At 60.0% G+C, this 26,514-nt stretch carries 13 protein-coding genes; 5 read left to right on the top strand and 8 right to left on the bottom strand.

Going from position 1 to position 26,514, the window contains the following annotated elements:
• Positions 1-126 precede the first annotated feature (126 nt).
• From B0919_RS24100 to B0919_RS24085, 4 genes are read left to right on the top strand one after another with little or no spacing between them, the layout of a single operon-like run.
• Positions 127-1,152 carry a DUF3375 family protein gene (locus B0919_RS24100; protein ID WP_078014872.1) on the top strand — a complete coding sequence of 342 codons (1,026 nt, stop codon included), beginning with the start codon at positions 127-129 and terminating at the stop codon, positions 1,150-1,152.
• 12 nt (positions 1,153-1,164) lie between these two features.
• Positions 1,165-1,749, top strand: coding sequence for a DUF4194 domain-containing protein (locus B0919_RS24095; protein ID WP_078014871.1), 585 nt, complete (start codon positions 1,165-1,167; stop codon positions 1,747-1,749).
• Complete coding sequence (locus B0919_RS24090) at positions 1,733-5,146, top strand: ATP-binding protein (protein WP_078014870.1); 3,414 nt, start codon at positions 1,733-1,735, stop codon at positions 5,144-5,146. Before B0919_RS24095 ends, B0919_RS24090 begins: the two co-directional genes overlap by 17 nt.
• Positions 5,143-6,321, top strand: a complete 1,179-nt coding sequence (locus B0919_RS24085) for a Wadjet anti-phage system protein JetD domain-containing protein (protein ID WP_078014869.1) — start codon at positions 5,143-5,145, stop codon at positions 6,319-6,321. The genes B0919_RS24090 and B0919_RS24085 overlap by 4 nt, the downstream gene beginning before the upstream one ends.
• A 31-nt stretch (positions 6,322-6,352) precedes the next feature.
• Here the strand turns inward: B0919_RS24085 and B0919_RS24080 are convergent, their stop codons facing one another.
• The 6 genes from B0919_RS24080 to B0919_RS24990 form a co-directional block, all read right to left on the bottom strand.
• Positions 6,353-7,714: an McrC family protein gene (locus tag B0919_RS24080; RefSeq protein ID WP_078014868.1), complete on the bottom strand. Its 1,362-nt coding sequence runs from the start codon at positions 7,712-7,714 to the stop codon at positions 6,353-6,355.
• Positions 7,715-7,722: 8 nt separating this feature from the next.
• Positions 7,723-9,813, bottom strand: a complete 2,091-nt coding sequence (locus tag B0919_RS24075; protein WP_217701074.1) for an AAA family ATPase — start codon at positions 9,811-9,813, stop codon at positions 7,723-7,725.
• A gap of 196 nt (positions 9,814-10,009) precedes the next feature.
• Complete coding sequence (locus B0919_RS24070; protein WP_139362369.1) at positions 10,010-12,145, bottom strand: DUF1998 domain-containing protein; 2,136 nt, start codon at positions 12,143-12,145, stop codon at positions 10,010-10,012.
• Positions 12,146-12,149: 4 nt separating this feature from the next.
• Positions 12,150-16,040, bottom strand: a complete 3,891-nt coding sequence (locus B0919_RS24065) for a helicase-related protein (protein ID WP_078014865.1) — start codon at positions 16,038-16,040, stop codon at positions 12,150-12,152.
• A gap of 101 nt (positions 16,041-16,141) precedes the next feature.
• On the bottom strand, positions 16,142-18,835 hold the full coding sequence (locus tag B0919_RS24060) for a hypothetical protein (RefSeq protein WP_078014864.1): 2,694 nt from the start codon (positions 18,833-18,835) through the stop codon (positions 16,142-16,144).
• 218 nt (positions 18,836-19,053) lie between these two features.
• Positions 19,054-19,482, bottom strand: a complete 429-nt coding sequence (locus B0919_RS24990; RefSeq protein ID WP_139362368.1) for a hypothetical protein — start codon at positions 19,480-19,482, stop codon at positions 19,054-19,056.
• A 277-nt stretch (positions 19,483-19,759) separates the two neighbouring features.
• Between B0919_RS24990 and B0919_RS24050 the strand changes: the two genes are divergently transcribed.
• Positions 19,760-20,005 carry a helix-turn-helix domain-containing protein gene (locus tag B0919_RS24050; protein WP_317043916.1) on the top strand — a complete coding sequence of 82 codons (246 nt, stop codon included), beginning with the start codon at positions 19,760-19,762 and terminating at the stop codon, positions 20,003-20,005.
• Between the two features lie 138 nt (positions 20,006-20,143).
• Here B0919_RS24050 and B0919_RS24045 read toward each other — a convergent pair whose 3' ends face one another.
• Positions 20,144-22,285, bottom strand: coding sequence for a hypothetical protein (locus tag B0919_RS24045; RefSeq protein WP_078014861.1), 2,142 nt, complete (start codon positions 22,283-22,285; stop codon positions 20,144-20,146).
• A 19-nt stretch (positions 22,286-22,304) separates the two neighbouring features.
• Positions 22,305-25,925 (bottom strand): hypothetical protein, encoded by a 3,621-nt coding sequence (locus tag B0919_RS24040; protein WP_078014860.1) that lies wholly within the window; start codon positions 25,923-25,925, stop codon positions 22,305-22,307.
• Positions 25,926-26,514: the final 589 nt, after the last annotated feature.

Here is a 26,514-nt window from a genome sequence, read left to right as displayed (position 1 = left end):
CGGTTGTCCCGGCCGCGTCCGCCGCTCGTGCCCGCCCGACCCGGCAGCAGCGGCGCTAACCGCGCCCACTGCGCGTCCGTCAACATTTGCTCCATGTTTCAAGATAATCACTGTTAACACTTCCTAGTGCGCGAGTCGCAAAACGACTGGGAAACTCGGGTGGCCGAGCTGGAAGCTCAGCGCGCTGACCTGGACCGGCAGATACGGGAGCTGAAGCTCACCCGCACGGTGCAGCCCTTTGAGGACTATCAGGTGAAGGAGCGTTTCGAGGCGGTGAATGGGTTGGCGCGTAGCCTGCTGAAAGACTTCCGGGAAGTGGAAGGCAACTTTCGGCACATCACGCAGCAGATTTATCAGGAACAGACTACCCGACCCCATACCAAAGGCAGCCTGCTGACCCTGGCACTGGATGCGCTGGATGAGCTGCGCCAAACCGACCAGGGGCGCAGCTTCGATGCTTTCTACCAGCACCTGAACGACCCGCGCCAGAAAGCCGAGCTGGACGAGCTGATCCGTCAGGTATTCGACCTGCTACAAGCCCGCGACATCGCGCCCGGCGACGCGCAGCTGCTGCGCAAAATAAAGTCGCACCTGCTGGGGGAGGGGCAGAAGGTCAACACGGCCTTTCAGCTGCTGGCGCGGAAGCTGGAGAAGATAGTGGCGGAGAAGAACCTGCAGGACCGCCGCCAGTCGCTGGCGCTCATGCGTGATATCCGCGGACTAGCCTTCGAGGTGATGGACCGGCCGCCCCCGTCAACCGAGGTGTTTCTGGAGCTGGACGGCCGGGCTGAGTATTGCGCCACCGCCGCGGAAGTGGCACTGAAACCGCGGCAGGAGACCATTACAGCCCGCGAGCTGCGGCTGGCCGCCCCGGACGATGCCCCCGACCTGACAGCACTGGTGAACCGGCGGGTTATTGATAAGTCTGTGCTCATCGGCCAGATTCAAGCCCTGCTGCGTCAGCAAAGCCAGGTAAGCTTGCAGCAGGTAGTGCAAACCTTCGGGCTGCGGTACGGGCTGGCCGAGCTGCTGGCCTACGGGAGCATCGCGGCGGCTTCAGCCAAGCACCTGATTCGGGATGAGCAGAAAGTGCTGTTCGACCTGGGTGAGGGCCGGGCCTGCGAGTTTCCAGAGCTAATCTTTTGTCGTTAATCAGATCATGGTATGGCTAAACCTTACGCCTCCGTTATCATTCGCTTGTTGCAGAGCCACGCACTCTACACCGATGATCATCCTTACTGGGACCTGTTGCAAAAGCACGAGCGGGCCGTACGGGCGCATTTCGAGGACATCGGCGTAGAGGTCGAGCTGAACGCCAACCAAGGGTATGCCCGGCTGGTGCAGCCTGAGCGCGTCCCCGACGATGAGGACGCGCCCCTGAAGCTGCTGCGCCGCATTCCGCTCAACTACGAACAAAGCCTGCTGTGCGTGGTGCTGCGCGAGTGGCTGGAGGAGCACGAAAGCAGCCCCACGGCCGGTAGCCTCCGCCTGTTCGTAACCCGGGCCGACGTGCGTGAGCGGGTGGAGCTGTTCTTTCAGCAGCAGCCCAATCAGAAGGCGCAGCTCAGTCGTCTCGATGAGCTGATCGGTAAGCTGGAAAGCCACGGCTTCCTGAAAACCACCCGGCGCGACGACCTGCGGCCCGACCAGACGCAATACGAAGTGAAGCCTCTGCTCAAGGCTAAAATTAGCCTATCGAAACTCGAAGAATTTCGCCTCCGCTTGCAAGCCTATGTTGAGTCTGTTTGATACCGGGAAAGAGCAGGCCGGCTACCGGCTCAAAACCCTGGAGCTGTTTAACTGGGGGACGTTTCACGAAGGCAGTTCCGGGCAGGACATCTGGCGCGTGGGGCCCGACGCGCAGAATTCCTTGCTGACGGGAGCCAACGGCTCGGGCAAAACCACCCTCGTCGATGGGCTGCTAGCCCTGTTGGTAAGCCCTAAAAAGCGGTTTTTCAATCAGTCGTCGGGGGCGCAGAGTACCAAGGAGCGCACGGAAGAATCGTATGTGGAAGGCCACTACGGCCGCACGCAAGGGGAGGAGCAGGCGCACTCACGCGTGGAGAAGCTACGCCAGCGCGGTACCACGTACTCCGTCGTGCTGGGCGTGTTCGTCAATGAGCAGGCCAGCCCGGTGACGCTGGCGCAGGTGCGCTGGTTCAGCCAGAGGCAGCTGCAACGGTGGTTTCTGGTGGCCCGGCAGGAGCTGAGCATTGCCGAGCACATACGCTTCGACTCCGGTGGGCAGTGGCTGCGGCAGCTCAAAAATCAGCCTGCGGGCAAGTCGCTCGAGGTATTCGACGGCTTCTCCCGCTACGCCGAACGGTTTCGGCAGCTGTTTGGCATGCGCAGCGAAAAGGCGCTGACTTTGTTCAACCAGACCGTGGGCATGAAGGTGCTGGGCAACCTGGACGAATTTATTCGGGCCAACATGCTGGAGGATAACACCGCCGAAGCCGCTTTCGACAAGCTGCTGACCAGCTATCAGACCCTGCTGGCGTCGTACCAGGCGCTGGAAAAAGCCCGCACGCAGCTGGACCTGCTGCAGCCCATCCACGACCTCAGTCGCAGCTACGACGACCTAGAGCAGCAGCTGGAGCACGCACGATACCAGCAGCAGTGGCTGCCGGCCTGGTGGGCCCGCGAGCAGGTATCCATCTGGACCGCGGAGCTGGCCCGGCAGGACGAAGAGCTGGACCGCCTGCAACGCGAGCTGGCGCAGCACGAAAACGCCTGGGACACCACCAACGCCCAGCACCTGGACCTGGAACGGCAGTGGGCCGCGAATGATACGCTCCGCCTGATTCAGGACCTGACGCGTGATATCGATGCCGCTGAAAAAGAAAAGGCGGGCAAGGAGCGGAAGCTGCAAGACTACAACGCCCTGTCGCGGCAGCTGGCATTGCCTACCGACCCCGACGAAGCCATCTTCCGCCAGAGCTTGGCCCAGTTACGCTCCCTGCGCGCCGCCACCGAGCAGGATCTGGAGGACGTGAAGGAGCAGCAGATGCAGGGGCGCATCCGGCAGCAACAGCTGCAAGCGGAGTATGACCATCTGCTGGCTGAAATCGAGCAGCTGCGCGGCAGCGCCGGTAAGATTACGGGCCGTGTGGCCGAAATTCGGCAGGAACTATTGCAGGCGGTACGGGCCACCGAAGCCCAGATCCCATTCGCGGCCGAGGTGATGCAGGTGCGCGCCGAAGATAAAGACCGGTGGAACGACGCGGTGGAGAAAAAGCTGCACAGCTTCGGGTTGAGCCTGCTGGTGCCGCCCGCGCTGTATTCGGCTGTCAACGCCTACGTGCACGCCCAGCGCAACCTGCGCGGCAAGATCGTGTACCATCAGGTAGATACCACGGCTTTCCGGCTGCCGCCCGCCGATGAGCGGATGCTGGTAGCCCGGCTGGAATTCAACCCCCAAAGTCCCTACGCCGATTGGGTGGAGCAGCACATCGCCAGTCGCTTCGATTACGTGTGCGTGACGGAACAGGCAGCTTTTGAGCGGCTCGGCAAGGCGCTGCTACCCTCCGGCCTCAGCCGCAACAAGAACCGCCACGAACGGGACGATACCCAGCACCGCCACATCCTGGGCTGGGACAACCGGGAGCTGCGGCGCGAGCTGGAAGGTCGCGCCCGCGCCGTCAGCGCCGAAATCGACCAGATCACCCAGCAGCTCATACAGCTTGGCAAGCAGCTGAAACAGCTGGAGCAGCGGCAGCAGCAACTGGAGCGGCTAACCGAATTTCGGGACTTCGCGGAGCTGGACTGGCAAGCCGTAGTGTTGCGCGTAGAGACGCTGCTGACCCGCAAGCGCGAACTGGAAGATGCCAACGCGCCCCTGCGCGTTATGGCGCAGCAGCTAACTGAAGTAAAAGTTGAGCTTGAAAAGCTGAACGAACTTCGGAAGAATACCAACCAGAAAATCGGCGAAACCGAAGCGGGTTTGAAACTACTGCGTGCGGAGCGTAAAAAGCAGCAGGAGCAGCTGGAAATCTACGACGAGCCGGCGCTGATGGCCGCGCTGGCAGCCTTGCAGGAGCTGACCGCGCCGCTTACCGGGCAGGTGACTTATCTTACCTTCGACGCTCAGAAGCACCAGCTGGGAACGGACCTGACGGCCCGCTTGACTGCCTTACAGCAGGAAAATAGCCAGGTGGCTCGGCAGCTGCAGCGGCGTATGGATGCTTTCCTACGGCCCGGCAAGGCCGTGACGGAGAAGTTCGCGGACTGGGGCAGCGACCTGCACGAGTGGACCAACGAGCTAAGCCGCCGGTCTGACTACCTCGCCCTGTGCGAGCAACTGCGGGAAGAGCAGCTAGCCGCGCTCGAGCTGCGCTTTCGTGAGGAGTTCAAGCGCGGCGTCACCAACGCACTGACCGATTACTGTGGTGCCTTGGAGCAGCAGCACGAACATATCTGCGAGACCATCGAGCAGATCAATCAGTCCTTGCGCGACATCACCTTCAACCTCGCCCCCGATACGTACATCCAGCTGGAACGCACTAACACCCGCCGGCCCCGCGTCCACGAGTTTCGCTTTACCGATATGCCCAGCTGGCAGCCCGACCGCACGCAGCTGGCCCTGGCTCCCGACCCCAAGCAGGCCGAAATCGACCATTTCGTGCAGCACATCCAGCCTTTTATCCGGCGGCTTCAGGAAAACGAGAAGTGGCGGCAGGAAGTAACCGACGTGCGCAACTGGTCCGACTTCAAAGCCCGTGAGTACTACAAGGCGGAGAACAAGCCGTTTCGGGTGTACGAAAACTCCGGCAGCCTCTCGGGCGGCGAGGCTGCCCAACTGGCCTATACGGTGCTGGGTGCGGCCATTGCCTACCAGTTCGGCATGAATCAGGCCACCAACCCGTGGAAATCGTTCCGCTTTATCGTCGTCGACGAAGCCTTCAGCAAGCTCGACGAAGACAAGTCGAAATACCTGCTGCAGCTCTGCCGTAGCCTGGGTCTGCAACTGATGGTCGTCACGCCGCTGACATCCATTCATCTGGTGGAAAAAGATGTATCGGTTATCCACTGGGTCACCAAGGCCAAGCACCACAAAGACTGCTCCGTGGTGCGCGACATTCCCATCCTGGAGTACCACCAGAAAAAAGGACTACTGCTGGCCGCTGAAGCTGAGCTGGAATCATGATAACCTTGCCCGAGCTGCGGCGCAAAGCTGCGCGCTATTACCACGCGCTGCTGGAGGCGTATTTCACGGAACAGAAGCTGTTTCCGCTTCCTGTGCGCGTGAATAAAGCTGTGGACCGCTCCCAGGGCCCCGAACACATTTACGCCCAACAGGCGGAACTGCTGCTACACTCCAAAGCTCGCACCAGCCGCGGCTATTCGCTGGATTTGAAGCTTAACAGCAAGACCCGGCAAAGCGAAATCAGCCGAATCTATTTTGAAACGGTCGCCGACTTGCTCGACTTCACCGACAAGACCGCCGAGTACGCGGATTTCCGGCGCGACGTGGAGCTGATCCGGACTACGCTGCCGCAGCTGGCAGAATATGTAGCCCGGCGGCCGATGCTGGTGGTCGAACAGGCAGGGCGCTGGCCGGAGCTGCTGCACGTGTGCGCCTATTTTCAGCAGTGCCCACAGCCCCGGCAGTACGTGCGCAATCTGCCGCTGGCCTTATCTACCAAGTTCATCGAGCGTAATCAGAGCGTACTGCGCGGGTTGCTGGATTTTCTTATTCCGGACTTTGTCCTGGAAGGCGAAGAAGACTTCTTTCGCCGGTTTCACCTGGAAGTCGAGGAACACAGCGTGAAGGTGCGCTTCCTGGATGCGGCCCTGCGGCTGCATCCGGCCGTGTCGCAGCTGACCTTGTGGGCAAGCGAGTTCCGTCAGCTTGATTTGCCTGTTGAGCGCGTCTACATCATCGAAAACCTGACCTCTTTTTTGAGCTTCCCGGCCGTGCCTGGCGGTCTGGCTTTGTGGGGTGGCGGCTTCGCCGTCAGCCTGCTGTCCAGCGCCGATTGGCTGCGCGACAAGCAGCTGTTTTACTGGGGCGACATCGACGTGCACGGCTTCCAGATTCTCGCGCAAGCCAGAGCGCACTATCCGGCCGTACAATCCATCCTGATGGACGAGCAAACATTTCGCCGCTTCCACCAGAACGAAACCGGCGGGCCATTCCAGTCAATGGAGCTGCCAGTATTGACTTTCGAAGAAAACCGCCTGTACCAGAAGTTGCTACACAGCAACGGACGCCTAGAGCAAGAGAAGCTGCCGGCCGAATACGTAGCTGCCGCCGTGGCTACTACCGCTCCAGCCAATAAGACGCAGCCTTATGCATTGCCAGCCGGAACAGTAAGCTGAACGCTCCTTACTCAACTCTGAGGAACACCATTCAACCGGCATCTGCCCCAGGCAAGCCAGCACCACCCGGTAGCCACGTGGCTAAGTCTTGGGTGAGGGAGCAGCGCAGCAGGTTGCTGATCGGGTCAACATCGGTAGCGAGGCCGACGGTCGGTTCGTGCCCGACGCGGACGTAGGATATGCCGCAGTGAATCGGGTGGGTACCGGCGCCCTCCACGAACAGCGACCTCGCAAACGTGCCTTCCACGCCCGATTCGGTGCCGGGCTGGGGGTAGAGTAGCCGGACCCGCGTGGCCCCGAACTGGTGGGCGTAGGCAAACAGCTGGCGCAGGTCGTCTTCAGCGTAGTAGCCGTCGGGGCGCTTCCACTTGGCATCGAGCACCAGGCAGCCATGCTCGGGGTGCTCCAGCACGATGTCGGGCTGCATCCGGCTGACCGCGGTGCCGGCCGCATCCTGCCAGAACACGCATTTGGGCGGCTTGCTGACGTGCCAGCCCGCTGGGGCCAGACGCCGGATGGTGCGCAGCAGGTAGCTTTCCCAGATGCGGTTCATGTTGAAGAACAGGGCTACCAGGTCCTGCGGGCCGCTGTGCAGGTCGGGACTGAGGCGCAGTAGCAGCAGACGGGCGATGCGCAGGGCCGGGCGGTAGGCAGCGGTTTTACGGTCGTAGCGCAGGCGGGCAAACAGGGCAGCGGTGGGCCGCACGGCCGGCACTTCGGGCCAGGCCAGCAAGGCGCGGGCAGCCCGGCCCCGGAGCCCGGCGTGAGACGTGAGGGCGGGCAGCAGCGCCAATGCCTGCCGTAGCAGCCGGTGGGGTAGGTGGTCGTGGTCGTAGGTCTGGTGGCGGGTGTAGAACCGCTCCCGGTGCACCGCGTTGCGGCTCAGGTGCTGGCCAAACAGCAGGGTGCCTTTCAGGGCTTTTACCTGACCTTCGTGGGCGCGGTAACGCTTTACCAGCCCGCGCCGCATCAGGTGCTCCACTTCGGTCAGAAACAAACTCAGGTACAGGTCGAGCAGGCTGTGGGGCCGCTCGTGCAGCAGGGCCGTGTTCAGCGAATCGACGGGCAGCAAGCCGGCTTCGGCCAGCAGCCGCAGCAGCAGGCGCCGCCACCGATCGAAGTCCTCAGTGGGGGCGGTGGTCGCGTCGGGCACGGCGTCGGCCTTGGGCAGTACTTCGATGGTCAGGTCGCCGGCCTGCACCACGCCTACGTAGTGCTTGAAGCGGATGGCGCGGTGCCGCACGTCGTAGTAGCGGCGGCCCGCGCCGGCGCGGTGGTAGCGCAGCAGCACCTCGAAGTGGCTTTCTTGAAACTCGGCCCTCTCTTCGCCGGTGCCCTGCTGGTCGCCGATGGTCAGGATGCTGTGCTCCAGCACCCGCATGATGCGCGGCATAGCGGCGGCTAGGTGGTAGCTGGATATAGGCTGCGGAAGGCTTCCGCGTCCCACTTACCAGGCTCGATAAGGCGGTATAAGGGCTTGTCGTGTAGGCCCGCGCTGTCGTAGCCCTTGAACGGGGCTAGCGGGAAGCGGCCGGCAGCGGTGCGCGGCAGAGCCGTCACAAATTTCTCGCCCAGTACCAGCCCGATTTTGCCCCAGTCGCCGAAGAAATACTCCTGCAGCAGCGGCACGATGTTGCGCGCAAACGCGGTACGCAGGCTTTCGAGGGTGGGTTCGTCCAGCAGCAGCAGGGCGTGGCCCAGGCAATGGTCGTGGTCGAGGAGCTGCTCCAGGCGGCTGTTGAGCACTTCCAGAATGCGGGCCACGTCGATGGCCGCCGCGCCTTCGCCAATTACGCCGTTGTTGCCTACCTGCTCGCGGATGACCTGGTCATCGGGCTGCATTTCGGTGAAGCTAAAGCGGCGGCGCAAGGCCGTATCAAGGGCTTCTACTGAACGGTCGACGGTGTTCATGGTGCCGATGAGGTAGAGGTTGGGAGGTACCGTGAAATCGGTTTTGGAGTAAGGCAGCCGGATCGTCAGCCGCTCGGGCCGGCCGGCGCGCTTGCCTTCTTCCAACAGCGTAATCAGCTCCCCGAAGATGCTGGCCACGTTGCCGCGGTTGATTTCATCGATGATGAGCACGAAGCGCGGAGCGTCTTCGTAGTCAGTTGGGGTTAAATCCTGGTAGTTGAAATTCTGCGTGATTTCAGCCGCTATTTTGGGGTCGGCTATAACGCGGTGTAGTGTTTCATCAAGACTCTGCGGTGTCAGAACTGCAGGAGATTCTGCTGACATCTGCTCTCTGAATCTGACAAATTCCCGGAAGGCCGCCCAGTATACTGAACGGTCACGACCGTACTTTACCTCAATGTCGGCTTCGGCACGCTTACCTGATTTATCAACAGGATTGTCGTTATCTATTTTGCGCAGGCCGTTACGGGTCACCTGAGGTAGATTAGCACTGATAGCATTCTTATAGCGGAAGTAAATGGTGCCGCTATCATTGATAGAATCTACGTGTATCTCGCTGTTGTATCTGGTGTAAAAAGTAATGTCTTCTTCTGCTGCACGCCGCTCTCTTAACTGTTCGATAAACCGCTCAAATACCGTGTCGAAATCCAGCGCTACGGCTTGAGCGGGGGCAGCGTTAGCCAATCGGTGCTGCCGTTGCAAGTGCAGTGCGTACACACTACGTTGTGCCATTATCTTGAACAGGCCATCGGCTATGGTGTAGCCTAATTCCTGTCCGGCTTCCTCTGCTTCCGCAGCATCATCCGTCAGCACCGGTTTAATTCCCTCGATAAAATCCTCGTAGCTGAATGCTTGGTGAAACGTCACGAACTGGATGCGGCCGGCCTGCTGGTACTCGTCGTAGCGGGCCCGTAGCTTTTCGCGGGTATTGTACTTCGCCTTGGTTTCGGCTTCTGGCAGGCGCTCCAGCAGGCTGACGGCGCACAGGGCCGTGTGGTAGGTTTTGCCGGTGCCGGGCGGGCCGTAGAGAATCTGGTTGAGGGGTTGCTGCATAAAACTGGGGATGGGCAGGTCGTCTTCGTTATCAGGGGTAGCTAGCGCAGGCTGCATACCGGCAGCTTGAAGTGACTCGTCGCGCAGCTTTTCGGCAATGACGAAAGCGTGCAGAAGCTTTTCGAACACCAGCGTTTTCAGAGCTACGCGGCTGGTGGCATCGGCCTGGGACTTCAGGTCGACCAGCGGCAGGTGGGCCAGGGTGAGCCAGTCGCCGCTAAGGGTGGGATGTTTGAACAGCGGGTCGGGAAATGCATGTTGCAGCGCCTGCCGGATTTCATCGGCCAGTTGGTCGGTCTGGGCCACCGTGCGCAGTTCTTTGGCAGTGCGGCCCCGGCCAAACCAGCGGTTCTTGCCACCCTCATTGTTGCCCAGCTTAAAGCTCAGGTACACAAATTCCTTGTCCTGCGGCAGCAGGTATAGAGGAAAACCGACGATGCGGAAGTCGGCGCCGGTTCCCAGTGCTAGAAAGGTGCCGGGGAATTTCTTGCTTTCCACGGTGCCCCAGGTGTAAAAGCCGAAAAACAACGGCTCCGTCTGGTTCCCGCGCGACCAGCTAAATAGTAAGGGCGTCTTGGCCGCGGCTGGCTCGTTGCGAACCGTGTAATTCTGATAGGCAGCCTGGATTGGTTGAACCGGAACGGTATTGTCGGCTAGCAGGCTTTTGAGTTGCTGTAAGACGGAAGCAGTTATTCGACGCAGAGCTGGCATACACGAGGAATTATCAGGCTTCCGAAATTGCAGCCGTGTGCGGGGCCGATACCGCCGCTACCACTTCTTTGAAGTACCCAAAATCCGGATCGACGACCAGGCGCCGGTCCAGGAGCGAGTTGAATTCCTCGCAGGAAGTTTCAGGCAGGAGCGTGCAAGAAGCACACGCGGCTAGGTTCAGGCCGCCCACGCCCTGGCCTTCCGCTTTACTATCCCAGCAGATTGGGTCCGAAGCGCAGTCCGTCGCCCGGTGCAGCGCCGATAGAATCAGCTCCCACAATTGCTGATCGTCGCAGAGACTGACGAGCCCCCCGTAGCTGCCGGCCGAGCCCGCCACGGTGTAGATCAGCAGCCCGTTCATCGCCGGGCCCGCGTACAAACGCTCCTTGAGCGAGGTAAGCTGGTAACCACAGCGGAATTCCAGTTCTCGCATCAGCAAGTGGGAAAACGTATGTAGCAAGACCTGCGCGGCCGTGGGCGCTTCTTCGTTGCGGCGTTGCCACGACTGGGCGTGGTTGTGCAGCAAATACTGCATCTGAGTATTTACGCCGGGGTTCTCCTCCTCCCACTCACGCAGCTTAATCGGGTCAAACTGCAGGAAGATGCCTTCGCCGAAGCTTTCGTACGCTGGCAGGAACTCCGAATCAGGGCCGGCTTCCGTTACGAACTGCTTACGGGGTTGATTGCCCTGCTCGACGTCAGCCGGCACGTCGGGCTGTTCCTCCGAGTAGGCATCGGGGCGCAGGACGTCATCGGCCGGAATGGGGGCGAGCCGGGTAAACGAGGGCTGCACCGTGATGACCTTCAGCTTGTCAATTCGGGTAACCGATTTCAGGCCGGGTAGTGGTACGGTGTCCGCCCGTTCGAACTTCATTTCGACGCGCCGGCTGTACGTATCCTGATAAATGATGCGGGGGTTACTTACCAGGTAGTCGAATTCTGCCTGGCGGTGCAGCCGCTCCCCGGCGTTGTTGACTTCTTCGGTAAAGCGAAAATCGGCCCCGATGAGTTGCTGGATGTACGTTTCATCCACGTACTGCTGGCTCACGGGGGGCAGCATTTTCAGCAAGGCGCCGGGCAGTAGCTCGGCTGGAAACAGCGCGGCGAATTGCCCGTGCAGGCGCTGTAGCTCGTCCACCACGTCGGTGGTACACTGGGCCAAAGCCGTCGGAATAAACAAGCTATCCAGACTGTTGGCGTAGTAAGCACTGTTGCTGCTGCGGATGACCGGGCGAAACAGGATAAACTCATCCCCGGGGCGTGGCTGGCCCTGGTGGCCGTTTTGGCCGAACAAGAGCCCGTGGCTTACCAGGTCGGCCCGACTGACGCGCAGGCTATAAAGGCCAGCCAGGCTTTTCCGGTACTCGTTACCGGCCGGGTCCTGGGCCGTCTCGCCGGCGGCGGTGCGGGCGGTGAGCAGGATGCCACCTAAGTCGCCGGCTCGTTCTTGCACTGTGTAGTGCAGCGTCAGGCCGGGCGGCAGTGCGCGGTGGAAGTCGAGGGCAGTGGCCTGCATGGTCTGTCCATTGCCCAGCGCGACGGGCACGCGGTCGGGTCGTTGCGCGAACACCCACCGGTCCCACGGCACGTCGGCCAGCTCGCCGTTAGGCCCGGCCAGTACAAAGCGGATCTGTTCCAAGGCTTGATTGCGCTTCGGTAGCGGGTTGCCATTGGGCGGTGGAGTGCCCCGCCGCCGCACGGTGCTCATGGGTGGGTTGAAGTTGTCCTCAGTCCGCGGGTTATTTTTCGGCGGTGGGGTGGGGCCCGCCAGCAGCCAGGCCGTTTGCCAGGCGCGCAGATGCTGAAACTCCCGGGATATAGGGCAGTACGCCCACTCCGGGAAATATCTGCCTTTTAGTATTAAACTATCGTCCTGACCTTCCTTTAATTGAAAGTTGTGTTTGATTTCGTTGTCGGGTACCCGCACCAGCTTGCGGAGCCGCGGGTAGAGCTGACGTAGCCGCTGGCGCAGGCGCGCGTCCAGAATCTCGTTTTCGCGCGCTAGGTGGTGATTGGCCAGTACAAACGGCCAGCGTTCAAAGGGCAACACCACCACGCTGCCATCGGTAGTTTCTAGTAGGGCGCCGGGGGCGGCAGTACCCGTAACAGTCTTGCGGGTCTGGACCGCTTCAAAACGTTTTCTGGGCATAATGCTACAGGTAAGTGTTGTAGGGAGTGGTTTCGACGACGCTGTTGGTGTCTACTTCCCGCAGCGAGGTCATCATGGCCCAGAGCGAGTCGGCGGTGGGTTCCCGCAGCAAGGTGTTCTGGTAGGTAAGCACTTCGTTGGTCCGCCGGGCTTCCTCAGCCAGGTCGCCCCAGCCAGTGCCACGCTCGTTGTGGCACAGCTCGGCCAGGCGTTTGCGGGCGTATTCAAGTTGGGCGCCCGCGCCGATGCGGCGGGCCAGTAGCTGGCTGAGCTCCGTCACCATATCGGCGGTAAACTCGCCGGCCTGGTTGTCGTTGGGCAGGCCGCCGGGCTTATGGCGGATGTAGGCCAGCAGCACAAGATTAAGGGCTTTATCGATGGCTACGGTGGTGTACGGGGTGGCCGTCAGCGGCTCCACGGCTTTGTAGTAAGCCTGGTTGAATGCAACGTAGTTCTCGAAGTAGGACTTCTCCCGGGCCCGGTTGGGGTTGAGCAGGTTCACCACCAGGCCGTGCTTCTCGCGGGCCGCCCGGCTCGAAGCCTGAATGTACTCTGCAACGTTCTTCGGCTGCCCAACCATGAGCATGAGGTTGAAGCGCGATACGTCGATGCCTACCGAGAGCATGTTGCTGGCCAGTACCAGGTCCACCGTTTCCAGTTGGCCTTCCATGCGGCGCTCAACGGCCTCGTAGTAGGGTTTGGCACGCGGGAACGTCTTAGCCAGGTCGTCCAGGCTCTGCTTGATCATGGCACTGCTCACCCGGCTGGTCAATTCGCTGGTGCGCTGATCCAGCCCCTGGTGCGCAAAGGCATACTGGTGCCGGTCGAGGTGGTAGCGTTGGTGCAGCCCGCGCAGGTACTCCGTTACTTCGGCCCCGATCTGGTTCTTGGTTTTGCCCAGGTCCTTGAGATTGTTGAAGTATACCACCAGCGTCCAGTAGTTATCCACCAGCGTGGCCCAGTCGGGCTGGCGCTGATGAACGGTCTGGAGCAGCAGGGCTCGTTGGACGAGCAACCCGGCCAGCACCCGTACCTGGGTGTCGGCGCCCGTTTTACCCGTGGGCATAAAGCCAATGTGCTTGCGTTTGCCCGAGGTAGAGCGGGCAAAGAAGCTATCGTGCTGCCGGATGCCCGTGGGCGGAAATACCGCTACCTCGCGCTGCCCGTAGAGCGCCCGCACCTGATTTGCCGTGTTGCGCGTAGTGGCCGTCGACGCCACGATCTTGGGGCTGATCGTCTGCCCGTCTCGCTGCCGGGTAGCCAGCAGTTCTACGGCGGTTTCAAACAGACCCACCACGGAGCCCAGCGGTCCATTGAGCAGGTGCAACTCGTCCTGGATGATCAAATCGGGCGGAAGCTGGTCGGCTTCGTTTCGGCCGCTGCGCAAGCCAAATAAGCGGCCGCCCTGGCTGCCATGGGCCAGCTGAGCAAACTTGTCGACGGTGCCGAATAGCAGCGTTGGGGGCCGACGGTACAACGACTCATCGACCACGTCTATCGGCAGCGGATGCTGGTGGGCAAAGGCGCAGTGGGCCGTGTTCTGGCAGCGAACCTCAAACCGGCCCTGATTGCCGGCCACTACGTTGAAGCCCTGCACTGGCTGACCGGCTACGTTCAGCCCAATCAGCTGGGAGCCGCACCAGGGGCAGGCCGAAAGCGCAAAAACATTGCGCTTTCGGGCCTCGACTACGCGCAGCTCCACGGGCTGATTGCTGGCCAGTTGGTTGTTGATGCTGCCTAGGCGCGACTGGGCTTCTTCCAGTTTGTTGGGCGTAGTACTGCTACCCACCCACATACCAATCGAAATTCGTTCCTGCCCCAGGTCGTGCTCTACTGCGCCGCTACGGTCGCGGCGCAAAAACTCGAGGGCGCAAATCAGGCGCGACGCCCGCTCAAACTGCTGCGCCGTCAGCAGGCGGAGCGTGTAGCGCATTAGCACGGCCACGCCCCCGCCGTGGTGCGGGTGCTTGATGCGGCGCCACAGAATCGTGAATGCCGTCAGCGAAAGGTACGCTTCGGTTTTGCCGCCCCCGGTCGGAAACCACAGCAGGTCGACTAGCTGCCGGTCGGAGTGGGCCGGCTGAACGATGCCCGGCAGGTTAAGCAGCAGGAAAGCCAGCTGAAACGGGCGGTAGCTGAACGGTACATAGGTCACCTGCCCATGCTCGTCCTCGGTGCGGCGCCCCGGATGCTGCTGAAAGGTGCGCAAGTCCAGGTACGGGTCCGGCAGCCCGGTGCGGTGGGCAAGGTCTGCGGCGGCCGCCACGGCTTCGGTAAGCGACTTCTCCTTCTTGCCAAAAGCGGCATCGTCCGACAAGACCATCTGCATCAGCATAGCCGTATTGGCCAGGCGGAAACAGGCGCGCGCCTCCTCGTTGTCGCGCAGCAACTGCACACTTTGCCCGAGCCGCTTCACCGTCGCTTGCTGCTCACGCAGAATGCCTTGCGCCGGGGCGGCATCAGCGTCGCCGGCAGCTTTGGCCAGCTGCCTCACGTGCCAGCCGTCGTACAGTTCGACGAATGTTTCCAGGCTCCGCAGCATCTGCTCGTCGGCCTGCCGGCGGCTTAGTTCGTCTGGCCACCAGATGGACATCGGCTTCAAGGCGCCGATGCTAGCCGCCTGTTTGTCTGGGTCGGCTTCGGCGCTCAACTCTGTGCTGGTGCCGGGTATTTCCACTTCGGGCAAGAAGGTGGTGCGCAACGCCCGGGGAGCCGTGCCAGCGGCAAGCGGACCCCAGCTGACGGCGCAGCTGTGGCCCTGGCCGTAGGAATGCACCTCCTGGTAGAGATAATCCAGGCGTTTCACTTCGTCGTCGGGGTGCCATTCGCTGGGCGTGCGGTGGGGCAGCAGCGTGTGCGGGCTGTCGGCTGGTATGCGTAGCGCCAGGCTTGTCTGAAAAAAGCAGCAGCTATTCAGCTCCCGGTTGGAGCTGATGAGCCGTTCGTTTTCAAACCGGCTCGTGTTCGACAGCAGCACCTTTACGTACCGTCGCCCGTCGCGGGGAGGCGTAATCTTCAAATGCAGGGAGGCGGTGACGTTGGCCGGCAGGTCCAGTTCCTCTTGCAGTTCCTTGAGCGGCCGCTCATGACTACCGCTCAGGGCCAGCGCCAGGGGTATCGTCACTTGGCAGGGACGCCGCTGCCAGCTGGGCAATACCAGGCGGTAGAGGTAGGGAATGATGGGCAGCCACGCCGGCCGCCCGGCCGCGCGCAGCGCGGCGCGCAACTGATGCAGCAGTGCGTAGTCGCCGGGCGTGGCGCTGTGGCGCACGCCCGTGAGCGGGCCGGTCAGGTACATGCACTGCTGCGCTTCGTCGTAGGCCACCAGCTCCAGCAGGCGCGCTGGGCACTGGGGCACCAGCAGTAGCTCATCGAACAAGCTGCGCTGCGGCAGCCGCACCCGGATGAGTTTGGCCTGGTGAGGATCAGCCGGGTCCAGTAAGTGATAAATCCCGAAGTCGACATCCAGCTCCACGCGCTCCAATTCCTGCGGCACGCAAGCTGTCAGGCCCAGGTTGCTGGGAAAGAACTGATTGGCGCCGGGTGTTTCCACCTCGTCTATCTCGGTCCGGCTCCGGTAGGGGCGTTCATCCGGATTGGGGTCATCAGTGCTGTCTTCTTTCTCCGTGGCTTCATCCGGTTCGTTGAAGTCGATGGATGGCAGCTCAGCCTCCGTGCCAGGATCTTCGGTTTCCCGGCCGGATTGGGAAGCTTCCACGTCGACGCGGCGCACGGCCGGGCTCGGAAACAGGACCGCTGAGTAATAGCGCCGCAGGGGAAAGTCCCCGATCTGTTCAACCGTCGCTTCGGCGGCGTTGTCGGGGTCGGAGCCCGGGCCAATCAGGGAAGAGCACAACAAGTCGCGAAATGAGTCGCGGGCTTCGGGATAGGTCATGGGACAATGGAGCAAGCAGAGTAGAAAAAGCAGAATAGCAGCGAGCCGAAGCTGCGGCAGATCGGGTAGGCCAGCCTCAGCGGGTGAGCCAGGAGCCCGCGTTAAAGCAGGCGTAGCCGCTCGAAGGTGCGGGCCTGAATGCTGTTGAACAGCACCTCGAAGAGGTTGTCGCCCAGGGCCGTGCGGGCAAACGTCTGGTCCTGGCTTAGGTAAGCCTCAAAAAGCAGCAACTGGCTGTTATGCGTGGCCAGTCGCACGGCTGCGTTGTACACCCGGCGTTGGGCCAGGACCTGGGAAAAGCGGGCGGGCAGCTGAGCATCGGCACCGAACACCTCCGTTTCAAGCCGGGCAATAGCTTTCAGATTGGCGGCACGGCGCGGGAAGCGGGTTTCGGTGTTCGACTGCAGCCAGCGTTCCAATGTGCCCACGTGCAGGCGCAACCCGTGGGCTTTCAGCTTGGAATGAAGCGCCGGAACACTGTATCGGAAATGGTGCCATAGCTGCCAGAGGGCATTAAGCCAGCACTCCGAGGCAGCATCGACGTCGGCGAACTTGGCCGGCTCGCTCCGGCGCAGGTAGGGAAGCAGGCGCCCACGGTCAGCACGCAAGGTTAGCACTTCGTCGCCCGGCACCAGAGTGCCGGGCAAGCGGTGCCCGAGCATCGGCCCCGTGGGGGTAGGCAGGCTGACATCTACCAAGCGGCCATACGCCGCTACCAGCGTGCTGCCATCGGTGAAATACAGCTGGCACTTTTGTCCCGGTACGGAGGAGCTGTCCTCCCACTCGTCTTCCCAGTCATCATCGGTAGGCAGCGCGCTCAGGCTGCCATTTCCCGCCTGGCCAAATACCTCTTCCACGGCCGTGAAATCGGCAACTGGTGCGGCAGCATCAGTGGGCAGGGCGGCGGTTGGTGTGTGTGGGGCGTCGCTGGCCGCCGGGCTGTTCAGGGCCGGTCCTGGTAGGCCCGAGAGTGGGGCCGCTAGCTCAGGACCGACAAACCAGAGCCGGTCCGGGTGGGAGAGGGCCTGTGCTACGAGGCGCTGGTGCAGGGCGGCCAACTGGGCGTACCGGGCAAGGTCAACCCCATCGTAAGCGAGCAGCCGCACCGAGGCGCGGGCCAGCAACAGCCGCCGGTAGGTGCTCAGCTCCCGCTCGTGCTGCCCCCCCAGGCGAAGCGAGGCAACTACCCAGGTAACGTCTGCCCGGTTCAGCGCCCGATCTTGCAGCAAATGCTGCAGCCGCGAGCCATCCACCACGCGCAGGCGCCGCAGCTCGTCCGCACTCAGGGCAGCTTGCAGCGCGGCTTCCGTGAACGTCAATTCCCGGCGACCCACCAATAGCACCACCGGAGTGGCGGCATCGGTCAGGGCGAGCAGTTCCCGCAGCCGGACAAACTTACCGTTGTGCTCTGCCAGGCGCCGTGCCACGTCCGCCAGGCTTTGCCCGATGTTCGCTTTCAGGGCGCCAACCAGAGTCGGATCATAAATGTGCGCGTTGCTCAGGACGCGGTCTTGTACCAGCAGGTTCTCGGTCCATTGCCGCAACCCGGCACCTTGGCGGGTGGCCTCACCCGTGCCATCCGCATCGGTTGGCAAGACCAGGCTGTAAAGCCGCGGGAGCAGGCGGGGCAAGGCGCTCAGGTCAAGTCCGTGCTGGTGCGCCAACTCCTTCCAATCGACCAGAGCCTTTGCGTGCAAAGCGGCCAGCGTCGGATCGGGCACTACCTCTATTTGCGGGTAGCGCAGCTGCTGGCCCAGCAGCAGGGCCAGCTCTTCGGGCGTCCATTCCCAGCGGCGGAAGCGGTGCGGCGTATGCCCATCCGGTGTGTACGGGGCACGCGAGCCCACCAGCACGAGGTTGCGGTAAAAGCCCTGGTTGCGGCCCTGTAAGAGTTCGGCAAAGCGTCCGTTGCCGTCGCAGTACTGGCGGGTGTCGAACACCAGCAGCTCTTCTACCCGGTTGTAGGAGCCGCGCTGGTAGAATACATTCTGCGCCAGATGGTGGTAGCTGCGGGCCGTTTCGGCCATGGGCTCCAGGGGCAGCATCATGCGCGGATTGTTGTGCGTGCTCCAGTCGCGTAGCGGCATGGGATGCACCTGCGCCACAAACTCGGCCGTGCCGCTGGTGCACACTACCCCCATGCGGTGTGGATAAGCGGATACCAGGGGAGCATCCCGTACGTAAAGCCCAATCTGGTCAATGGCCCTGATCAGATCGGCCCGCAGCTGTTTGGTTGGGTAGTTCTTATCAAGCGCAAATACCCGGGCCTGTTGCCGGCTCAGTAGGCGTATCACGTTGTGTACCGGTCCCGGATACGTGGGCGCTTGCTGCGGCAGGCGTCCCTGGGTACGCACGGCTTCGCTGCGGCGCCGAATGAGCCCCTGGGCGTCTACGTCTTCTACCTGATACCATTTGTAGCCGCCGTTGCGCAAGGGCTTGAGCAGCACGTCCCCGACCGCATACACCTGCGCCGGCGCGTCGGATGCGATGTAATTAGCCCGGTACTTGCCCAGCAATGCGCCCAGCAACGCGCCCTGAACCGCCGCTTCGGACAAGCCCGCGTTGGGCAGCACCAGCAGATAATCGTCGGCTGGTTCGCCGGGAAGCTTGTTTTCGTTGCCGTCGATGGCCTTGTACAGAAAATAAAAGGTGGCCAGCGCCAGGTCGGAAAGCGCCAGCGCGTCCAGGTCGAACCACGCCCGCAATTCCCCTCGTGCGTGCCGCAGCACCGAGCGGATGTACGTTTGTAGCTGCTCGTTGAAAGCGGGTGCGGGCAGAGTAGCCGTTGACGTCATAGGCAGAGAAGGAGGGAAGTGATACTTGAACTAATCTATTACAGGGCCAACTCATAAATATGGCCTTGGCGCGGCCCCGATCCACTTATTCAGTGCGTGGATGGTGCATTGTGCGCTCGTAATAGCAATTATTGCTGCGTCGGCGTGGGGCGGTTCGGGCCGCTGCCCAGCCGGGGGCCAGCAGCTCCCAAACCATAGCCGCTTCAGCTGGGCGTTAGCTATGTTCTCGCTGAGCTTGTTGTAGAGGTCCAGCTTGGTGTGGATGAAATCGAGTAGGTCCTGGTCCAGCACCTCGTTGAATTTGGAGCGGATATTCTGCTTGGAGTTCTGCGGGGTATAAAAGCCTCCGTCAGGTCGGCTTCGGCCTCCACGTGGGTGCGGATGGCGGCAAAGTCCACCTTGTTGTCCTCCGTCAGCTCCAGCCCGAAGATGTCGTTCAGGGTCTTGATGATGGTGGATAGGTAGTCGTAGTGCTCGTCGGGGCCGCCGGCTCCGCTGCCGGGGCGCAGGCGGTAGAGGGCGCCGCCTTCGGCTGCCAGGTTGAGCTGCTGGGTGCGGCGCCGAAGGCGCGCCTTGTTAGCGGGGGCGCTGGCGTGGCGCGGGCGGCTCCTAGCGCGTAGACTTGCACCCTGCGGGGGCCGGGCCACGCGCCAATGACCGGAATAACAATTTAGACATGCAAACGCGACAAGTAGGACGGAGCCCCGGACAAATTGACCAAAGCCGGGCATAACCTAGCGAAACCTATCGGCTCAGCCAAATTTTTTAGCCACATTTGCCCGAATCGCCCAGCTCGGTAAAGGCGCAATGCTGGTATGTTATTTACGAGAATCACGGAAATAGTATACCAGCGCCGTGCTGTCGGCTGTACACTATTTCGCTTTGGCGCCGAAATAGTGTACAGAAGTCGAGCCGCTTAGTTGAATAGTAGTTGCATTTGCTGCCCTTACGGCGGCGCGGTCACTGGCGCGGGCCGCACGTCAACTTCAGTGGTTCGACAACAAGGAAGCCGCCGCCATGCTCAAGGTCAGCCCTCGCACCTTGCAGAACTGGCGGGACGAGGGGTTGATCGGGTTCAGCCAGGTTGATAGAAAGATTTACTACAGCCGTGCGGACATTGGCCTCCTGCTCCAGAACCACTACAACAAGCCGTTCAAAGCAGCAGCTTAAGTTACAACCTCATCAAAGGATAAAGAAGACAGTCGCCGGCTTCCTGTTCGTATACCAACGACAGGAAACCGGCGACTGTCTTCTTTTGCAATATCTGCGAGTGAGCTTTACAGACTTCTCACAAGCATCTCTCCTCGACTATATCGTCAATTTTGACACCTCTTGGTGCAAACGCACCAGATCGAAAGGGTAGGGTAGCACGGTGTACTGGTTCTGTCGAACAAACCTTACTGACAGCAGAGACAGCAGGGTGGTCACGTGCGAGGTTTCGGCAGGGCCGTACGGGTGAATCTGATACACATGATGCCCTCGGGCTTCACCGGCGTTGCTGGATTGCGTCCCGCCGACCACATACCGCTTGCTCACGGCGTTGTACCATATGCCTCCGGCATACACCCCAAGGGCATCACGGGTTTTGGCTGAACGAGTGGCGTCGTGTTGTTTGATGGCCCGGATTACCGGCCAGTTGGGCATGACGATGGCGTCAGTCTTTTCCAATTCGAAGGCCTCGCGGCCAATAAGCACGAACGAGGTCTGACGAATGTCCTTATCAGCTTTTTCGGCGTCGCCTCTTTTGTTGTTTGCGTATTGAGGACGCCGCGCCATGAAATGCTGCCGAACTTCGCTGAGAGGCATGAACCGCTGTTTCAGGACGCCCTTGCCTTCCGGGGTCGTCACGTCGGTGAAGGCGAGTTGCCCTTGGTCGAAGTGCAGCAGCGTGTCGTTGGCAAGGAATCCCCATTCGGAGAGGCCTGTTAGCAGGGGCAGACATTCAGTGAGTGCGGCCTTTGTTCGTCCAGCAATGACCCATTTCAACCACAGTTCGTTCAGGCAAACGGTCGCTTTGATGTTCAGTATTTTGAGCGTCTTATTTGCCAGTGTGCGTGCCTGTCTGGCTTCGGGCGTCTCCTCCAAGTTGTTGCCCTCGTCATCTTTGGGCACCAGTGCTTCGGCGGGGTCGGGCAGCCTGTATCGAAGGTAATCGGCCGCGACCAAGTACTTGTCCACCGAGTTGGGGTTGACATTCAACGTTTGCTTCACAACTTGGGACAGCTTCTCGTACAACACGGGGTACGGGTCGGTATATCCCTCGTGAGCCAAGAGCCCCAGCTGACCGTCCTTCGCAAACGCTTCCTTCTCGGCGTCGGTGATAACCAACACCGGTCGCTCAGGGTCAACTTGGTCCGCGTCGACAAGCTCGAACGAGATATTATGCACCGTCTTGCCCGATTTAAACTCCCGAGCTTTGAGCCAGTTCAGGTAGTTGGCGACTGGCACGTTCGTCTGGTTCAGCCGGTTGTCAACTAACTGCACCGTAGGGAGGAAGTCCAAGGGTAACGATGTGGAACGCGAAGGCTTTAACTGCTTCATCGGCTCCACTGTCAAAGCAACTTCGAAGCCGTATTTCTGCAGGAAGTCGCCGAACCGTTCCTGTACATGGCGCACCTGGTACGACCGACTCTCCTTGTATTTCTCGGGCTCCTTTTTGCTGCCGTTTTGGTGCCAATCAGCGTGCGTACGTTTGCCGGGGGCTGAAGAATAACGGTATACGTCGCCGGAGAAGCCGGCAATCTGGCTTGGCCGCAACTGACGCAGGTACGTGTGACCCATGCTCGTAAACAGTTCAAAGTAGCTGTCCAGATGCGGGTGGCTCACCTTAGCCGGGTCTATCTTGATAAAGGTATTCGCCTCTACTTGAACCGTCAGTATGTGAAGGTCATCGTCGATGCTGTCGACCTTCGGAGTTATCTTAACGGCCGTCAGGCGTTTGCCATTGGGAGCTCCTTTTACCCGCAGGTAAAACTTGCTCTGACAGACGCGGCGGTTCTTCTCGGGTTCGCTCTGCTCGTAAAAAGACAAGGCGAGCATGAGCTTCAGAAGTACGTGCGGCTTTAAGTCACCGGGCGATACCATCTCTCCCGTCAATTCTTCCGGCTGCGTATTCTGTGGGTTGCCGAACGTGTACATCCACGGCTTGGCCTGATGACCGGCAGGCAGCAACGTGTAGAGCGCGGGGCGATTGACACCTGGCTTGACTTCGTCGAATGAGAAGAAGTAGAAGGGGCGGTCAATCTGGTCCTTGTACTCGTTCGTGAACGACCCGTAAAAGAGGTCCGGCCGCGGGTGATTGCGTCGGTAATAATCCTGCGAGTCCGTCAAGCGGTAGCGCCAGATGCTGTACTTCTGGTGCAATAACTCCCAGTCGGTAGGTAATTTGATATGCAGTTGGTTGGTTGGGACCAGCATGGGCTGTTCCCCTTGGCGTTTGGATTGGGGCATGATGTGATCTAGTGTGGGGTTAGAGAAGAGCCAACAACGTTTCACACGACTTGGTCAGCAGGTCGCTGTTGTCGGTGGAATGCGGATTGAGGGTGCCAGTTAGGACGGCGATACGAGCTTGTGCCCAGTCCGACACGGGCTCGAAATGTTCGTTGTAGAAGTCCAGTTTGCTGGCTTCATCGTGGAACAAATTCATTACAATCAGTCGACAAGGGTCTGTGCCCGTGCTGTGAGTGTGTTGGTTGAGGCTCTTCCACTTGCTCACCATGCGCTCCTTGAAGTGTTCTTCGTTGAGCTTGAGGTGGTAGAGTAGGTCGTCGGCCTCCAGTGCGAACTGACGGAGGGTGCGCGCGCCAAAGTTCTTGCAGTCGATGTAGATAGGGCGTCCATCAACCTTGAGGTCTGCTACCTCGAATAACTCATCGGGCACGGCAGCACTCGTAGCCCTGATGTGCGCGTAGGATTTCAAAACTGCCTCGATGACTTCTTCCCCCACGGCCCCCACCAAAATGGACTGATAGACATAGGGCAGCAGGTAGGTGCCAGATTCTACGAAGGCCATCTCGTATCCGCGCACTCGAAAGTGCGTTGCCAACGCCGAACTCAAGTGATTGTTGAAGACGCGGTACACTGAATTCAGGTCCCAGGGCGCAAATTCCGAGCTGCGCGTATCGTGAGGAGCCAAGTGCAGTTCGTGGTTAATCAGTAACCGGCCTTCGTGTACATACTCGCTGCGGAACGTGCCCCTAATTCGACGGAGCTGACTTGGTCGCCCCCTTTCGGGCAGTTCTTCATCACTAATAACCGCTCGGGAGAAGTCGTGTCGAAGTACATCCGCCCGTAGCCATTCCCACCGCTGGCGGGCGTCGCTTGGCTGCCGGTAAAGCTTGAATTGTTCCAGATCGAGCACCATTTGATGGATGGCCGCTCTGGCTGCGTCGTTGTCCCGTCGCAGGTCGTGTAGCTCGTCTTCCAGAGCAATTCGTTCTCGGGTTGCTTCTTCTCCGATGGCCTGCAACAGCGTTGCCATGTTGCCGGAAGCGTAACGTAGGTAGTTTTCGCGTTCTGCGGCAAGGTCCGGGGCAATGGCGACCTGTTCAAAGGCACCGTACACCTGTCGGTCCAACAGCAATTTTTGAGGCTGCATGCGCTGCCACACCCGTTCGATACGGCCTAGCGCCTGCACATACACGCCAAACTGATTCAAGATGCCGTCCTCGGTGCGCAGGTATTGTGAGTTGAACAGGTGTAGGTTACGGATTTGCCCCAGCAGTCCTTTCGCTTGCCCTACGGTAATCTGTTTCGCAAACAGCAACTTCATCACGCCATACACGTCACGCTTGATGATGGCGTGCTGTTCGGCGGCCGTTTCGGTCTGCCTGACTCCGCCGAAATAGAAATAGGGCGCCTCCAGCAAGTGTAGGAACCGGAAGTCGCGTTTCCCGTTGTTGTTATTGGTTTCGTAGTCAGCAGGAGTCTGGTAATACTGCAGGTTCACTCCGTTGCCAGCCGAAGGATAAGTGGTAAGGACTACCACGGGTTGCCCAGTCCAGAACAGCGCGTTGTACTGCTGTTGCAATGCGAGGTCATCGCGCAGCTCCTGGCCGAACTGGGCATCGTACAGCGCTACTGCACACGACACGCGTCGTTGCCGGGTTTCGTCATAGCACCATACATCATACATCTGCAGGTTTTTGTCGCCCGCTGCGTTCTGCCGCGCTACTGCACCATACCAACCATCTTCATCGCCTCCCAGGTCGAGCAGGCGTTTTACCTGTTTGACGGAAGAAAGGAACACGAGGTGCGATTGACTATCTGCCAACTCGTCGGGCTCTAATGCTGCCAACCGTGTCAGCAGCCCAAAAAAGTGTTGTACTCGCCGCAGGCGGTGGGGTAGGGCTCCGTTTTGGTGGCCGAAATGCGTAGGATCGGCATGAGCCATACCAGACAACTGTTCGCCAAACCGCGTATTGCTGCTTAGCGGCTTCACCACATCGTAGGTGATAGTGTTTTGCCTACGTTTCGCTTTGCAGCTGTTCGCGTGTCGTACGTCGTCCTCGTCGTCACGGGTGTTTGGTATCGGGGCGAACGAAGTTCCGGGAGCCGCGGCGTGCTCCAGGCCGCTCCAATCGAAGTTGCGCAGCACCCGGCGAATGTGAGCCGTGGCCGATAACCCAAACACCAGATGCCGCTGTGCTAGGGCACGGATCATGGCTTCGGGACTGTCGTTGAGCGACAGGTAGAGCAACGCTACTTCGTCGGGGTCGGTGAGTTGGCTGCGACCGGTTTCTATCTCGTACAGGCCGAACCCATTGGTAAGCAGATTGCCGTAGTTCGTCTCGCACAACTCGTGCTGAGCGCCAATTTGATTTACCTGCCGAATTTCCTGAAGGTAGTCGGTGCCCCCGAAACACTGCCGTAGCACCTCGAAGTAAATGTCCTCATGTTCGGCCTGTAAGCGTTTGAACAGGCGGATGATATCCTTTACCACCCGCGTGACCACGTCAAACAGCACGAACGCGTTGTGCCCTCCTTCTTTCTTGTCGGCCGTCAATGTGAAGGAGTTGGGACGGGGCGCGTCGGGTGCCAGAAACACGTTCCGGTTAACCAACGAACGGTTGGACTGAAAAATAGCCCGCCCTTGTAGCTCCGGCTCGTCAGTGACAAAATGCGTGATTTCCGGAAACTTGATGCTGTGCTTCGACTGCAGGCTGTCAATACGGTCACGAATGTCTAGCATCATCTGCTTGACGGGTTGCCACTCCGGCCGGCGCGTGAGGTAGTGAGGGTGCGTGAGTTTGCGCTGACATAGACGCTCGTAAAACGTCTGCACTAAGCCAAATGGGTCGCGTACTTCCCGATCATGGGCAAGAAGGTCTAACAGGTCGTTTTCGAGGAAATCGAATTCATCGAAGACGAATACATACCGCCAGCCAGATTGCCGTTCCCAGCGCCCCAGTCGCATAGTGCGTTGCCCGTCGAACACGCCGTGAAACCCTTTATGTACAGTCAGCAACAGGAGTCGACATTCATCGTCGGCCTGGAAATGAATGTATGGGAACAATTGAGGCCACACTGGCAAGTCAGCCAGGGTTTGCGCCTGCCGCTGATCCAACTCTTGCCTCAGCTGTGGGGTGCTGATAGCCAGTTGCCGCGCCAACGACAGCAGTCCTTTGAGCGGTTTGAGGGTGTCGCTGGCTAAGTCGCCAAGGTCAATCAGGCCGGCACCCTGCGCACCCATGTGTCGCGCCCGGTCAAACCGTTCAATTTTGTTGTGCAGCTCATTCAAGCTGGTCGCTGGGAGATGTTCGAGACGCCGGTATTCAGCCAGCAGCTTTGGGGTTAGCTCGTGATGTAGAAACTCCTGCAGCGACCGGTTGTCAAGGACGAGAGCTAGTTGATCTGCGTCCTTCTGCTGCTGGATATACCACCGCTTGTTCTCTATCTGTTCAGCCATCTCGCGCAGTAGTTGAATGCGGTTGGCGACGTAGATGAACTTGACATCGGCCGGGTATTCACCACTCTTTATCAGTGCTGCGAGACTGCTGGTTTTCCCGAGCCCTGTCCCTCCTAATACAAGTTTCAGCCCGGTCTGGTATTCAGTGATTGTCCGGCGGTAATACTGGGTGTACAGACTCATGATGAATCGGCGATTAACTTGAAACTTCCAAAGAGCGGATGCAAGTAAGTAATGTTTTGCTAATTACATTGTCTAATGCTAAAAATAGTAGTGTTGAGAGCGTCCACAGCCCCCTTGCAGTGAGTTGCTGACGTGTAAGTGCATTGCCCATGAAGTGTTTGGCGGCGCAAATAGGTAACTCATGTACATAGTGGCGCAGTAGCTAACCTATAGATAACACCCCACGCCGAATAGGTCAGCTATGTGGTTAGCTCTCATCAATAATTTTGGATTTTGAGCTGTACAACCTTCGCGTTAGTGGAAACTTTCTGTACTATAAACGCCCCGTACAATTTTTTCGCTTCGCAACTCGAATGGTTACAGCTGTCCGTCAGCATGCGTGATATCCGGTTCGTCACCAAGCTTCTTCCCTCCATTTCCAGTGCCCGGTTCAAGGAGATATAGCAGGTTCACAGACAATGTAGCTGCTGGCGCTCCGCGTACGTAAGCGGCTGTATGCAAGCATACTCGATGGATTTGCGTCAGCGCGTGGCGCAGGCGCTGGCCGAGCCGGGCGCCCGGCAGGCCCAAGTGGCCGCGCGCTTTTGCG

It is taken from the genome of Hymenobacter sp. CRA2, from assembly GCF_002007105.1.
In the GTDB taxonomy this organism is placed as follows: domain Bacteria; phylum Bacteroidota; class Bacteroidia; order Cytophagales; family Hymenobacteraceae; genus Solirubrum.
Note: the sequence above shows the minus strand (reverse complement) of the source record. Positions and strands in the feature narration are given on the sequence as shown.